Origin of the sequence: Nocardioides proteolyticus (assembly GCF_051280635.3) — a bacterium.
Taxonomy (GTDB): domain Bacteria; phylum Actinomycetota; class Actinomycetes; order Propionibacteriales; family Nocardioidaceae; genus Nocardioides.
Genome location: NZ_JBNBPO030000019.1, coordinates 56,725 through 69,831, shown reverse-complemented (window position 1 = coordinate 69,831; position 13,107 = coordinate 56,725). Strand labels below are relative to the sequence as shown.

The following is a 13,107-nucleotide window of genomic DNA, read 5'->3' as shown; positions in this document are numbered from 1 at the left end:
AAGCAGGTGAGGCCGCGGCGCTCCCTCCCTCCCCGACCGGACGGGTTCCAGCGCCCTGCCCGGCCGAGCGCCGCGGCACTCCGATACATGACTGGTCGGCCCGCCGGGCATGACGCGATTTTCGATCGAATCCCGGACTTATTTCCGAGGCGCGTGTCACGCTCGGCGGCGTACGTCGTTGGTCACGGCGACACCGCCCCCTGCGCTCCCGAGGCAGCGGGGCCGCGCGCGGAGCCTCCCCCCGTCACTCCGCCGCGCACAGGAGGACGCCATGAGCAGCGCCGCGGACGCCCACGAGGCGGCCCTGCTGCTGCGTGCGCGGGCCGGCGACGACTCGGCGCTGGAGGACCTGTACGCCGCGCACGTGGCGGCCGCCCGCCGGCTGGCGTCGGCCCTCGCCGGGGCCTCCGCCGCCGAGGACCTGGTCGCCGACGCGTTCGCCCGGGTCATCTCCCAGCTGCGCGGCGGCCGAGGGCCGGCCACGAACTTCCGGGCCTACCTCTTCACGACGATCCGCAACCGCTACGCCGACGCACTGCGGCTCGCCCGTCGGGAGAGCCCCGTGTCCGACCAGCCGTGGCTGCTGGAGGACAGGCAGCAGCCCGCCGAGGCGCCCGAGGACGCGCTGCTCGACGGGTTCGGTGAGGACGACGCCGTCGCCGCGTTCGGCACCCTGCCGGAGAAGTGGCAACGGGTGCTGTGGCACCTCGAGGTCGAGGGCCGGTCGATCCCGGAGGTCGCGACCCTCCTGCGGTCCAGCCCCGCAGCGGTCTCCTCCCTCGCCTACCGGGCTCGCGAGGGGCTTCGGCTGGCCTACCTCGACCGCCGGCTCGGGACGCCGCCCAGCGACCGCCACTGCCGGTGGGTCCAGGACCGGCTCAGCCAGTACGTCCGCGACAACCTCAGCCCTCGGGCGACGGCCCGGGTCGAGGCCCACGTCGCCGACTGCGTCGCGTGCACGACCGCTCTCGCCGACCTGGAGCACACCAACCGAAGGCTCGCCGCCCTCCTGCTTCCGGTCGTGCTCCTGGGCGGCACCGCGCAGCTGGGCGCCGGGACGGCCCTCGGCGCGGGGGGCAGCGTCGGCGACCCGATCCGCGACGGCGTGGCCGCCCTGCGCCGCGTGCTGCGTCCCGCGGGCACGACGGCCGGCGGCCCCCTGCTGATGGCGCTGGCGGCGGTCGCCGTCGCACTCGCCGCCGTGGCGACGGTCGCCTGGTGGCCGCGGGCGCACGACACCGCGTCCGCGCCGCCGGACCCACCCGCCCGGACGCCGGCGCCGGGAGTCGTCGACGCACCGGTGGCCGGGAAGCGGCCGGCGCCGGTCGGCTCGACTCCCCTGCGCCGGCTGAGGGCCGACTTCGTCACCCCCGCAGTGGTTCCGGTGCCGTACCGTCCGCCCGCGGCCGACCCGGTCACCGCGCCGGAGCCTCCGGACCCGGCCGTGCCACCGGCGGCCATGGTCGAGCAGGCCGCACCCGCTCCGCCCGCGGGCTCGCCGACGTTGGCGCGCCCACCGGTGACCGCCGAGCCGAGCGAGCCGGTCGAGCGGGTCGAGGTGACCCCCGTCGCCCCGACAGCCACGGCGATCAGCGGCTGCGGCACCTACGGCCACGTGGCGCTCCCCACCACGGACGGTGTGCGCTACACGCTCACCTCCGGTGACGGCCAGCAGGGCCCGTGGACGGTCACCGCGACGGCGAAGGCCGGCCACGTCCTGGCGCCGGGCGCCCCCACCACGTTCAGCGGCGACCTCGGCAGCCACTACCCCTGCCCGTCGATCGTCTCGGCCGTGGCCACGCCGAGCGGCGTGACGATCGACGTCGCGGCATCCGGCCCGGCGCCGTACTCGATCAGGGTGCGGCTGGACCTCGACGCAGACGTCACGGTCCTGGAGGACCACGGGGCCGGGTGGCACTGCTGGACCGGTGGCGCCTCCGGCCGTCGCGAGATCCGGCACGGTCCCGAGCACGTGGTGCTCCAGGGTCAGGACTGGGTGGACTGCGAGCTGACCTACACCGGCGGTGATCCCGCGCCGGTCGTCGTGGCGACTGCGGGCGGCGTCCCCTACTCCGGCACCGCCACCCTCACCGCCGACGGCGTCGAGCGAGACCAGCAGACCTTCGGTCCCTGATCTCGTCGCGTGGGAAGGTCATGCTTCCGGGCGCCATCAGCGCGCGCGGAAGGGCTCCCAGGTGACACCGCCGTCGGTGGTCCGCCACACCTCGTGCCCCTCGCCGGCGATCCAGACGACGGGGCCGTCGGCGTACTCGACGAGAAGCATCTGGAGGCTGCCGTCCTTCCGCACGTCGCCGAGGCCGGAGACCTTCTCCAGCTCGCCGTCGACCACGCGGAAGACGCCGGCCTCCGACGGGCCTCGGCGCCGCCCTGCCGGCTCGCCGGTGAGGAGCAACCTGACTCCGTCGGCGTCGACCCAGCCACCGTCGACGGTCCAGTGCACCGCCCGGTCCTGCAACGCCGTGCGGGTCCACTCGGTGGGGTCGCCCGCGCTCGCGGTGTGCAGCGCCACCAAGGGGAACAACGTCGCTCCGTCGGCGCCCTCCACCACCGCGTGGTCGTGCCCCGGCGGTGACTCGAGCGGCGAGGCGAAGACCGTGTCGACGCCGAGGTCCCGGGCGTCCCACGTGGCGCCGCCGTCGTCGGTCCAGTGGTAGACCGCGGTGCGGTCGAAGGCGATGCCCACGAGGCGACCCCCGAGCGACCGGACGTCGACCATCCCCTTCGGCGTCGGCACACGGTGGGCGGTGCCGTCGGTGGCGACCCCCACGATCTGCCGGCTCTGCGTGCCGGTCACGATCGGCACCTCGCCCTCGGCGAGGGGCGCCTCGGACGGAGACACCGTCACCGGCGTCGTCGTGCCATCGGAGGCCACGACCCTGACCCGCTTCGTCGGCAGACCGTCGACCAGCACGAACCGCCCCCGGCCGGCCTGGTGGACCCTCGTCGTGGTCGGCACCTCCAGCAGCGTGCGCGTGGCGTAGCCGTCATCGGTCAACGCCAGCACCGCACGGCCGTCCTCGACCTGCCACACCGTCGCCATCCCCTCCGGATCGCCGGTGGTGACCGCCATCGAGACGATCCGGGCCTCGGCGCCGTCGACGAGTGCTGCGAGACCCGTGACGTGATCGGTCCCGCGAGTCGTCGTCGCCGTGGGCGCCTCGCTGGATCGATCGACCGGCCCGGGCGGCGCCCCGCCGTTCCCGGAACCGACCACCTGGGTGACCGCCACGACCGCGGCGACGGACGCAGCCGCGGTGCCGAGGGCCATCGTTCGACGGCGAGTGCGGCGGCGGCGACCTCGCCGGAGCACCGATGCATAGTCGGGGACCTCCGCCGCCTCCGCGGCACGGCGGGCGATGGTCCGACGCCCGTCCAACAGTGGGTCAGTCATGAGCACCTCCAGGCACGAGCGACTGGGACTCGAGGAGCGCGAGCAGCGCCGCTCGACCTCGGCTGAGCCGCGCCTTGACGGTTCCGACGGGCACGCCCAGCGTCTCGGCGACCTCTGCGACGGGCAGGTCGGCGAGGTAGTGGAGCGCGAGCGCCTCGCGCTGGGAGGCCGGCAGCGCGCGCAGCGCAGCGACGACGAGGAGCCGCTGCTCGCTGAGATCCACGTCGCGCCGCGGCCCGGCGGGCGTCGTACGGCGCAGCAGCCGGTCCGCCATCGCCGCCCGCCGCCGTCGCGTGCGCGCCACGTTCACCGCGACGGTCCGCAGCCACGCCTCGGGGCGCTCGAGCCGCTCGAAGGCGCGGCGGGAGGCAACCGCCCTGGCGAACGCCTCCGCGACGACCTCCTCGGCCTCGGCGAGGTCGCCGCACACGCCGTACAGCTGACCCACCAGCCGCCGGTAGCACCCGTCGAAACACCGCTGGATCGGGTCACCCGAGACATCGGCCACGGCACCTCCTCTCGTCGGCCCCTCGCCGGCCCCTCGTGGGGCGCAGCCTGTCACCACCACGACCCGCGGCCGGGTGTGAAGGTTGCATCGCCGTCGCGTCAGTAGGGTGACGACGTGCCGGTGCTCGTGCTCGCGTCCGCCTCCCCCGCCCGCCTGACGACCCTCCGCAACGCCGGCTTCGACCCCGAGGTCGTGGTGTCCGGCGTCGACGAGTCGCAGGTGACGGGCGTCCCCCCGGCCGAGCTGGCGCTGCGGCTCGCGGAGCTCAAGTGCGACGCGGTGGCCACCCGGTCGGACATCGCGGCGGACGCCGTCGTCCTGGGCTGCGACTCCGTGCTGGAGCTGGACGGCGAGGCCCTCGGCAAGCCGGCCGGCCCGGACGACGCGGTCAATAGGTGGCGCGCGATGCGCGGCCGCTCCGGCGTCCTGCACACCGGCCACTGCCTGCGCGACGTCGCGACCGCACAGCAGGCGGCGGCGACCGCCTCGACGGTGGTCCACTTCGCCGACGTCGAGGACGCCGAGATCGAGGCGTACGTCGCCACCGGCGAGCCGCTGCACGTCGCGGGGGCGTTCACGGTCGACGGTCTCGGGGGCGGCTTCGTCACCGGCATCGAGGGTGACCACCACAACGTGGTGGGGGTCAGCCTGCCGCTGGTGCGCAACCTGGTCCGCGAGCTCGGTCACCGGTGGACCGACCTCTGGGCCCGCTGAGGCCGATCCCCGGCGCGGCGGAGGGCGCTACTCCACCGGCAGCCCGAGTCCGCGGGCGATGAGCATCCGCTGCACCTCGGAGGTGCCCTCGCCGATCTCCAGGATCTTGGCGTCGCGGTAGAACCGCGCCACGGCGTACTCCTCCATGAAGCCGTAGCCGCCGAAGACCTGGGTCGCGATCCGCGTCGCGGTCACGGCCGACTCGCTGGTGTAGAGCTTGGCGACCGAGGCGGCGTGCTTGAACTCCCGCATGCTCGGGCCGCCGCCGCCGATCATCGCGTCCTTCATCGCCGCGGCGCGGTAGGTGAGCAGCCGGGAGGCGTGCAGCATCACCTCCAGGTCGGCGATCTGGAACGCCACACCCTGCTTGCGGCCGATCGGCCCGCCCATCGTCTGGCGGTCCAGCGCGTACTCGACGCAGAGGTCGACGCAGGCCTGGATAAGCCCGACGGCGAGGGCGGCGATCGCGACCCGGCCGTCGTCGAGGATGGCGAGGAACTGGGCGAAGCCGCGATCGCGCTCGCCGACGAGGTTGCCCTCGGGCACCCGGCAGTCGGTGAAGGTCAGCGGATGGGTGTCGGAGATGTTCCAGCCGAGCTTGTCGTACGCCGGCTCGGCGACGAACCCGGGCGTCCCCGCGGGCACGAGGATCGCCGAGATCTCGGGCTTGCCCGACTCCGAGAGCCCGGTGCGGGCCGTGACGGTGACCAGCGAGGTGATGTCGGAGCCGGAGTTGGTGATGAACTGCTTGGCACCGTTGATCACCCACTCGCCGCCGTCGAGCTCGGCCCGGGTCCTGGTCGCGCCCGCGTCGGACCCCGCTCCCGGCTCGGTCAGGCCGAACCCGGCCAGTCGCCGGCCCGCGACCAGGTCGGGCAGCCAGGTCTCCTTCTGCTCCTCGGTGCCGAAGGTGAGGATCGGGTTGATCCCCAGGCCGACGCCCGCCTCGAGGGTGATCCCGAGCGACTGGTCGACGCGGCCCAGCTCCTCGATCGCCAGGCACAGCGAGGTGAACGGTCCGTCGGAGGCGTCGAGCCCCGCGCCGCCGTACTCCTCGGGGGCGGTGAGCCCGAACAGCCCGAGGCCGCCCATTCGCCGCACCACGTCGGTCGGGAAGTGGTGGGCCCGGTCCCACGCGGCCACGTGCGGCCGGATCGCGGAGTCGGCGAAGTCGCGGACAGTGCGGCGGAACTCCTCGTGCTCGCGGGACAGCTCGAACTGCGTCATGGCCGCCATCCTAGATGATGAGGTTAACGTTTGTTAACCACCGCCGACCCCTAGACTCCGGCGGTGGCGTGCCGATCCACCGCCACCGACCGCCCGACAGGAGTTCCCCGTGTCCCAGTCCGTGCAGCCGCTGCGCAAGGTCCTGATCGCCAACCGTGGCGAGATCGCCGTCCGGGTGATCCGTGCCGCGAAGGACGCCGGCATCGGCAGCGTCGCCGTCTACGCCGAGCCCGACGCCAACGCGATCTTCGTCCGGCTCGCCGACGAGGCGTACTCGCTCGGCGGCTCGACCCCGGCCGAGTCCTACCTCTCCATCGAGAAGATCATCGACGTCGCGAAGCGCTCGGGCGCCGACTCGGTGCACCCCGGTTACGGCTTCCTCGCCGAGAACGCCGACTTCGCCCAGGCCGTGATCGACGCCGGGCTGGTCTGGATCGGCCCGTCGCCCGCCGCCATCGACGCGCTCGGCGACAAGGCCAAGGCCAAGCAGATCGCCCAGAAGGCCAACGCCCCGCTCGCCCCCGGCACCAAGGACCCGGTCAAGGACGCCGACGAGGTCGTCGAGTTCGCGAAGGCCAACGGCCTGCCGGTCGCCATCAAGGCGGTCTTCGGCGGCGGCGGCCGCGGGCTCAAGGTCGCCCGCACGCTGGAGGAGATCCCCGAGCAGTACGAGTCGGCGGTCCGCGAGGCCGTCGCCGCCTTCGGTCGCGGTGAGTGCCTCGTCGAGAAGTTCCTCGACCGCCCGCGCCACGTCGAGACCCAGTGCCTCGCCGACCAGCACGGCAACGTCGTGGTGGTGTCGACCCGCGACTGCTCGCTGCAGCGGCGCCACCAGAAGCTGGTCGAGGAGGCCCCTGCCCCGTTCCTCTCCGACGAGCAGGTCAAGCGGCTCTACGAGTCCTCCAAGGCGATCCTCAAGGAGGCCGGCTACGTCGGCGCCGGCACCTGCGAGTTCCTCGTGGGCCGCGACGGCACCATCTCCTTCCTCGAGGTCAACACCCGCCTCCAGGTCGAGCACTGCGTCTCCGAGGAGGTCACCGGGATCGACCTCGTCCGGGAGATGTTCCGGATCGCGGCCGGCGAGGAGCTGGGCTACGACGACCCCGAGATCCGCGGCCACTCCATCGAGTACCGCATCAACGCCGAGGACGGCGGCCGCAACTTCATGCCCGCGCCCGGGACGCTCACCGAGTGGGCGCCGCCGCAGGGACCTGGCATCCGCGTCGACGGCGGCTACGAGAAGGGCGAGACCATCCCCGGCTCGTTCGACTCGCTGATCGCGAAGCTAATCGTGACCGGCCGGGACCGCACGCAGGCCCTCGAGCGCTCCCGCCGCGCGCTCGACGAGTTCGTCGTTGACGGCATGCCGACCGTGATCCCCTTCCACCGCACCGTCATCGACGACCCCGCGTACGTCGGGGCCTCGAACCCCGCCGGCGAGGGCGAGTTCAGCGTCTACACCACCTGGATCGAGACCGAGTTCGACAACCAGATCCAGCCCTACGGCGGCGAGGCCGGACAGGCCGAGGAGCCGGGCGAGAAGCAGACCGTGGTGGTCGAGGTCGGCGGCAAGCGCGTCGAGGTCGTCATCCCCGCCGGGCTCGGCGGCCTCGCGGCTGGCCCGGCGGCCGGCGCGGCGAAGGGCAAGCCCAAGCGCGCGGCCGGCAAGAAGGCCGGCGCCGCGGCCAGCGGTGACTCCGTCACCAGCCCGATGCAGGGGACGGTCGTCAAGGTCGCCGTCGAGGAGGGCCAGCAGGTCGCCGAGGGCGACGTGGTCGTGGTCATCGAGGCGATGAAGATGGAGCAGCCGCTCAAGGCGCACAAGGCCGGCACGGTGACCGGGCTGAAGGCCGAGATCGGCGCGACCGTCACCAACGGCGAGGTCGTCTGCGAGCTCAAGGACTGACCCGGAGCGCCGGCCGTGCCTCCGCCCGTCAGGCCGTACGACGCGTGGGGGCCGGCACCGGCGCCGCGGCGTCGTACCGCACGGCGCGGTCGCGCCCGGCAGCCTTCGCGCGGTAGAGGGCGGCGTCGGCGTGGGTCACCACCTCACTGACCTCCGCCCCCGGCTCCACCGCCGCGATCCCGAAGCTCACCGTCGGGTGCGGCGCGCCCGCGGCGACCTGGTGGTAGCGGCGGCTGATCTCGGCGGCGACCAGCTCCGGCTCGGCGCCCACCGTCATCAGCACGAACTCGTCGCCGCCGAGACGCCCGACGATGCCGTCGTGGCCGACGACGTCGCGGCACGCGTCGGCGAAGGCGGTGAGCGCCCGGTCGCCCGCCGCGTGGCCGTAGCCGTCGTTGAGGGCCTTGAACCGGTCGAGGTCGGCGACCATCACGGCGGCCGTCACGCGGGACGCGACGTGGTCGGCCTCCCGCTGGGCGGCGGCCAGGAACTCCCCGCGGTTCAGCACCCCGGTCAGCCCGTCGCGGGTCGCCCGGACCCGCAGCTCGGAGGTCTGCTGCTCGTGGCTGAACGCGGACATGCTGAAGGTGACCACGACCAGCAGCAGCATCGTGAGGATCGTGGTGACCTGGCTGCCGAACGCCGTCCGGAAGAGCAAGTGCTCGGGACCGACCGCGACGAAGACCGCGGCCCGCAGCAGGTAGAAGACGGCGAGACCGCCCGACGCGAACGCCATGGAGAGGACCGCGAACCGGAACTGCGCGCGCTCGACCGTCCACGGCCGCTGTTCGCGCAGCAACGCCTGCAGCTCGTGGGCGGACAGGCCGATGCACAGCGCCATGCCGACGAGGAAGACCGCGCCACCGGTCCACACGTCGTGGACCGGGTCGTCGAGGAGCGCCGCGACCACGACGACGACGGGCACGAGCGCGAGCTGCGGCGCGGAGACGCCGCGCCCGCGCAGGGAGCGCGCGCCCGCCCAGACGAGGGCCGATCCGAGCACCGCGATGCCGTTGCCCATCGGGTTGGCGACCACTTGGAGGGCCGTGCCGTTGAAGAGGTACAGCAGCGCGCCGAACAGGAACGCGGCCAGGGACAGGCACCACCAGCCGCTGTACGCGGCCCGCGTGGACCGGTAGGTGACGCCGTAGAACAACACCAGCACGCAGATCGCGACGAGCCCGAAGGCGACGCGGAGGGTGGGGGTGTCGAGCACGGTTCGAGGCTAGGGCCGCCACGGACGGACGGTCGGCCGAACCGCGAGCAGGCTCCGCAGAATTGGCCGATGGGCTCGACCCGGTGGTCATTTCGGGACCCGGTCCTCGGGACCAAGGTCCCGTCCGGGGCGGTCGTCGACGGGCCGTAGGCTCGCCGCGTGAACGAGTTGCGCGACCCCGCCCACCGGGTCAGCCCCCGCGCCCGCGGCATGTGGCACGTCGAGCTCGGGATCGAGGCCGCGGTCGCGGCGGTCGCCCTGGGCGGGGCCGCCCTCGCCTTCGTCCCCGGATCCCTGCGGTGGTGGCTGCTCGGCGCCGTGGTGACCGGATGTGTGGCCGTCGCCGTGATCGTGCCGCAGTGGCGCTACGCGGTGCACCGCTGGGAGGTCTCGACCACGGCGGTCTACACCCAGCGCGGCTGGTGGGCCCGCGAGCGGCGGATCGCCCCGATGTCGCGGGTGCAGACCGTCGACCTCGCCCAGGGCGTGCTCGCCCGGGCGTTCGGCCTGGCGACCGTCACCGTCACGACCGCCTCCGCCGCGGGCCCGCTGCGCATCGACGGCCTGGACCGCGACGTCGCGCTCCGGCTGGTCGACGACCTGACCCTCAAGGCCGACCTGGTGGAGGGCGACGCGACGTGACGTGGCAGCGGCTCGACCCCCGGATGCTGCTGGTCCACCCGATCCGCGAGGTGGGCAGGTTCCTGCCCGTGCTGATCGGCATCGTCGTGGCGGGAGGCGCGTCGGGCGCCGGGCCGTGGACCCTCCTCGGCGTGCTCGCCCCGGTCGCCGTCGGCGTCGTCCGCTACCTGACGACGAGCTGGCGGATCGCGGCCGGCCGCGTCGAGCTCCGCCGCGGCGTGCTCCAGCGGCACGCCCTGTCCGCAGCCGTCGACCGGGTCCGCACCGTCGACCTCACCGCCTCGCCCATCCACCGGGTGCTGGGCCTGACGACGGTCGTGATCGGCACCGGCAGCGCCGCCACGGACGCCGCCGAGCGTCTGGAGCTGGACGCGCTGCCCCGCCAGGAGGCCGCCCGGCTGCGCGCACAGCTGCTGGAGGCGCGGCAGGCCGTGGCGCCGGGTGGGCCGGCCGGGCCGACGGGCGGCGGCCCGGCGCCCGCCGAGGGCGCGGACGCCGGTGCGTTGACCGTGGCCCGTTTCAGCCCGGGCTGGCTGCGCTACGCCCCGTTCAGCAACGCGGGGCTCGTCGCCGGTGGGGCCGCCATCGGTGGTGCGCTCCAGCTGACCGAGGTGGTCCAGCTGCGGGTCACCGAGGACGACCTCCCCTCGGTCACCGGGGCGCTCGTCGGCGCGCTCGTCGTGGGCGCCCTCGCGCTCGCCGTGGTGCTCACCGTGGCCGGCTACCTCGTCACCAACGGCGGCTTCCTGCTCTCCCGCGAGGGCGCCGCCTGGCACGTGCGCCGCGGCCTGCTCACCCGGCGCGAGACGAGCATCGACATCGCCCGGCTCGCCGGGGTCAGGGTCGGCGAGTCAGCGGCGATGCGGGTCGCCCGCGGTCGCCGGCTCGACGCGATCGTGACCGGGCTGCGCGGCGGCTCCGCCGGGTCGGCCGTGCTGCTCCCGCCGGCACCGGCGGCGGTGGTCCGGCCTGCCGCGGCGGCGGTCCTCGGCAGTGCGCGTCCGCTCGAGGGAGCACTGATCCCGCACGGCCCGGCCGCGGTCCGACGCCGCTACGTGCGAGCCGTGATCGGGGCGCTCCCGGTCGTGGCGCTCGCGGTGACCGGCGTGGTGCTCGGCGCTCCGCCCTGGCTGCTGGTGCTGGCCGCCCTCGCGGTCGCCGGAGCGGTCGCCCTCGCTCGGGACCGTGCCGCCTCGCTGGGCCACGCCTGCATCGACCGGCACGTGGTGATGCGGTCGGGGTCCCTCACGCGCAGCCGCGACGCGCTGGCCGCCGACCACGTCATCGGCTGGAACCTGCGCGACACCTGGTTCCAGCGTCGCGCCGGGCTGGTCACCGTGACCGCGACGACCGCCGGCGGCAGCGGCCGGATCCAGGTGTACGACGCCCCGCCCGCCGCCGCGCTGGCGCTCGCGGAGGCGGCGACGCCCGGATTGCTGGCCCAGTTCGCCGCCGGGCCGCGCTGATCGAACGCTGATCGCGCTGATCGATCGCGGGCCGCCGCGCCGCTCAGCGCAGCAGGAAGGACGCCCGCCACGTGCGCCGGTGAGCCCGGCCCACCAGTCCCTGCTCCTGCAGGAACGGCATCATCTTCTCGCCCATCCAGGCGATGGTCTCTCGGTAGGCCTCGTTGCCCAGGGCCGCGCGCCGTCCCTCGGCGGGGTCGATCCCGACCGCGGCGTACACGTCGGGATGCACGAGCGAGCGCATGGTGGTGTAGGCGGCCTGGGCGGTGATGGCCTGGTGCCAGGCGCGACGGGTGCGACCGAGGGAGCGGGTGGCCTTCGCGAGCTCCTCGCGGGCGAAGGTGACGTGGCGGGCCTCCTCGGTGACGTGGATCCGCGCCACCATCCGCACCAGCGGCTGCACCCGCTCGTCCCGCGCGAGGTCGCGCTGCCAGCGGTCCACCGGCTCCTCGCCGATGAGCGTGGCGGCGTACGCGCTGGGCCCGCGGAGCGCGACCTTGCCGAGGCGGGCCACGGCCCGGGCACGGGGGCGCGGTCCGTAGGCCGGGACGCCGACAGAGGAGATGGCACGGCCGAACATCACCGCGTGGCGGGTCTCGTCCCCCACCTCGGTGAGGGCGAACTGCGTGCGCGCGTCGCGAGGATCGCTGTCGTAGACCTCGCGCAGCAGCAGCTGCATCAGCACCACCTCGAACCAGATGCCGACGCTGGCGATGCTCGCCACCTCGTGCGCCGAGAGGGTGATCCGCTCCTCCTCCGACAGCCGGTCCCACAGCTTCGTGCCGTAGAGCGAGACCCGCTCGGGCTGCATCCACCACAGCCCCGCGACCGGCGGTGCCGACCAGTCGATGTCGACCTCGGGGTCGTAGGACTGGCGGGCGGTGGAGCGGAGCAGCCGCTCGGACAGCGCGTCGGGAGTGGGCTCGGTGAGCGTCATGGTGGGTGGACCTCCGGGTCTCAGATAACTATTACCGCGAGTAACGTCTATCGGCTACTGTGACGGCCATGCCTTCCAAGGTCAAGAGCGACGGCCGCACCACGCGCTGGGACGACCACCGTGCGCAGCGCCGCTCCGAGCTCGTCCAGGCCGCCGTGCGCGCCATCGACCGGCTCGGGCCGGACGCGTCCATCGCCGACATCGCCGCCGAGGCCGGGGTCAGCAAGCCCGTGCTCTACCGCTACTTCAGCGACAAGGCCGAGCTGCACGCCGCCGTCGGCACCTGGGGCGCCGAGCTCGTCCTGGAGCGGGTGGTCGAGGCGGTCCTCGCCCCGGCCGCCGCGCGCGACCGGGTCAACGCCGGCGTCGCGGCCTACCTCGACACGATCGCCGAGCACCCACAGTCGTTCCTGCTGCTGAGCCGGCAGCACGCCGGCGGCGTCGACCCCCTCGCCGACGGCAAGAGCCTGGTGGCCGCCAAGCTCGCGCGGCTGCTGGGCGACTCGCTGCGTGCCCTCGGCGGCGACGCCGGAGCGGCCGAGCCCTGGGCCCACGCGGTGGTCGGGCTGGGCACCTCGGTGGGCCAGTGGTGGCTGGAGCGCCGCACGATGTCGCGGTCCGCCGTCGTCGGCTACCTCGGCGAGTTCATCTGGCACGCCCTCTCCGGCGCCGCCGAGGAGTACGGCGTACAGCTGGCCGACCTCGACCCGCAGCCCGACGTGACCCCGATCCGCAAGGAGGACCGCCGATGACCGAGCAGCAGCCGCAGCCCGACGCCCACCCCCCGACCGGCCCGTCGGAGGCGTACGACGGACCGGCGGTCGTGGTCGTCGACGACGCCGAGCACGAGGTCGACGTGACGCTGCGCGGGGTGTTCCAGCCGCTCGACGGGCGGTTCCACTGGTACGGCCGGATCGCGCCCGCGGCGACCCTGGACGCGGTGCGCAGCGGCAGCGCCGTCCGGGTGCGCACGGCCCGCGGGGAGGCCGAGGGCCGGCTGTCCGACCTCGACCCCTGGGGGCGGTTCCGGGTGGCCGGAACCGGCCAGCCGCCGTTCTGACCGAGCACCCGGCACCGGC

12 protein-coding genes are annotated in these 13,107 nt (G+C 74.3%); 7 read left to right on the top strand and 5 right to left on the bottom strand.

Annotation, left to right across the window (positions count from 1 at the left end; translation table 11 throughout):
* The first annotated feature begins 271 nt into the window (after positions 1-271).
* Positions 272-2,134, top strand: a complete 1,863-nt coding sequence (locus tag ACPOLA_RS12655) for a sigma-70 family RNA polymerase sigma factor (RefSeq protein ID WP_435770799.1) — start codon at positions 272-274, stop codon at positions 2,132-2,134.
* 36 nt (positions 2,135-2,170) lie between these two features.
* Here ACPOLA_RS12655 and ACPOLA_RS12650 read toward each other — a convergent pair whose 3' ends face one another.
* Positions 2,171-3,289 carry a hypothetical protein gene (locus tag ACPOLA_RS12650; RefSeq protein WP_435770798.1) on the bottom strand — a complete coding sequence of 373 codons (1,119 nt, stop codon included), beginning with the start codon at positions 3,287-3,289 and terminating at the stop codon, positions 2,171-2,173.
* A 115-nt stretch (positions 3,290-3,404) separates the two neighbouring features.
* Entirely contained in the window at positions 3,405-3,920 is a 516-nt protein-coding gene (locus tag ACPOLA_RS12645; protein WP_435770797.1) for a sigma-70 family RNA polymerase sigma factor, read from the bottom strand.
* A 114-nt stretch (positions 3,921-4,034) separates the two neighbouring features.
* Between ACPOLA_RS12645 and ACPOLA_RS12640 the strand changes: the two genes are divergently transcribed.
* Positions 4,035-4,634 carry a Maf family protein gene (locus tag ACPOLA_RS12640; RefSeq protein ID WP_435770796.1) on the top strand — a complete coding sequence of 200 codons (600 nt, stop codon included), beginning with the start codon at positions 4,035-4,037 and terminating at the stop codon, positions 4,632-4,634.
* Between the two features lie 27 nt (positions 4,635-4,661).
* Here ACPOLA_RS12640 and ACPOLA_RS12635 read toward each other — a convergent pair whose 3' ends face one another.
* Positions 4,662-5,861, bottom strand: coding sequence for an acyl-CoA dehydrogenase family protein (locus tag ACPOLA_RS12635; protein WP_435770795.1), 1,200 nt, complete (start codon positions 5,859-5,861; stop codon positions 4,662-4,664).
* Between the two features lie 109 nt (positions 5,862-5,970).
* Between ACPOLA_RS12635 and ACPOLA_RS12630 the strand changes: the two genes are divergently transcribed.
* The gene (locus tag ACPOLA_RS12630) at positions 5,971-7,767 is read left to right on the top strand and encodes an acetyl/propionyl/methylcrotonyl-CoA carboxylase subunit alpha (protein ID WP_435770794.1); all 1,797 of its coding nucleotides are present in this window, start codon (positions 5,971-5,973) and stop codon (positions 7,765-7,767) included.
* A 28-nt stretch (positions 7,768-7,795) separates the two neighbouring features.
* Here ACPOLA_RS12630 and ACPOLA_RS12625 read toward each other — a convergent pair whose 3' ends face one another.
* Positions 7,796-8,983 carry a GGDEF domain-containing protein gene (locus ACPOLA_RS12625; protein ID WP_435770793.1) on the bottom strand — a complete coding sequence of 396 codons (1,188 nt, stop codon included), beginning with the start codon at positions 8,981-8,983 and terminating at the stop codon, positions 7,796-7,798.
* Positions 8,984-9,142: 159 nt separating this feature from the next.
* On the opposite strand from ACPOLA_RS12625, the gene ACPOLA_RS12620 reads away from it, so the two are divergent.
* On the top strand, positions 9,143-9,625 hold the full coding sequence (locus ACPOLA_RS12620; RefSeq protein ID WP_435770792.1) for a PH domain-containing protein: 483 nt from the start codon (positions 9,143-9,145) through the stop codon (positions 9,623-9,625).
* Entirely contained in the window at positions 9,622-11,091 is a 1,470-nt protein-coding gene (locus ACPOLA_RS12615) for a PH domain-containing protein (protein WP_435770791.1), read from the top strand. The genes ACPOLA_RS12620 and ACPOLA_RS12615 overlap by 4 nt, the downstream gene beginning before the upstream one ends.
* Positions 11,092-11,134: 43 nt before the next feature.
* Here the strand turns inward: ACPOLA_RS12615 and ACPOLA_RS12610 are convergent, their stop codons facing one another.
* Positions 11,135-12,028 (bottom strand): AurF N-oxygenase family protein, encoded by an 894-nt coding sequence (locus ACPOLA_RS12610; protein WP_435770790.1) that lies wholly within the window; start codon positions 12,026-12,028, stop codon positions 11,135-11,137.
* Positions 12,029-12,096: 68 nt separating this feature from the next.
* Here ACPOLA_RS12610 and ACPOLA_RS12605 point away from each other — a divergent pair, with 68 nt between their 5' ends.
* Positions 12,097-12,780 carry a TetR/AcrR family transcriptional regulator gene (locus ACPOLA_RS12605; protein WP_435770789.1) on the top strand — a complete coding sequence of 228 codons (684 nt, stop codon included), beginning with the start codon at positions 12,097-12,099 and terminating at the stop codon, positions 12,778-12,780.
* On the top strand, positions 12,777-13,088 hold the full coding sequence (locus ACPOLA_RS12600; protein ID WP_435770788.1) for a DUF4873 domain-containing protein: 312 nt from the start codon (positions 12,777-12,779) through the stop codon (positions 13,086-13,088). Before ACPOLA_RS12605 ends, ACPOLA_RS12600 begins: the two co-directional genes overlap by 4 nt.
* Positions 13,089-13,107 lie beyond the last annotated feature (19 nt).

Coding starts and splice junctions, on each gene's coding strand:
- ACPOLA_RS12655 (WP_435770799.1), top strand. CDS start 272: ATGAGCAGCGCCGCGGACGCCCACGAGGCGGCCCTGCTGCTGCGTGCG.
- ACPOLA_RS12650 (WP_435770798.1), bottom strand. CDS start 3,289: ATGGCCCTCGGCACCGCGGCTGCGTCCGTCGCCGCGGTCGTGGCGGTC.
- ACPOLA_RS12635 (WP_435770795.1), bottom strand. CDS start 5,861: ATGACGCAGTTCGAGCTGTCCCGCGAGCACGAGGAGTTCCGCCGCACT.
- ACPOLA_RS12610 (WP_435770790.1), bottom strand. CDS start 12,028: ATGACGCTCACCGAGCCCACTCCCGACGCGCTGTCCGAGCGGCTGCTC.
- ACPOLA_RS12605 (WP_435770789.1), top strand. CDS start 12,097: ATGCCTTCCAAGGTCAAGAGCGACGGCCGCACCACGCGCTGGGACGAC.
- ACPOLA_RS12600 (WP_435770788.1), top strand. CDS start 12,777: ATGACCGAGCAGCAGCCGCAGCCCGACGCCCACCCCCCGACCGGCCCG.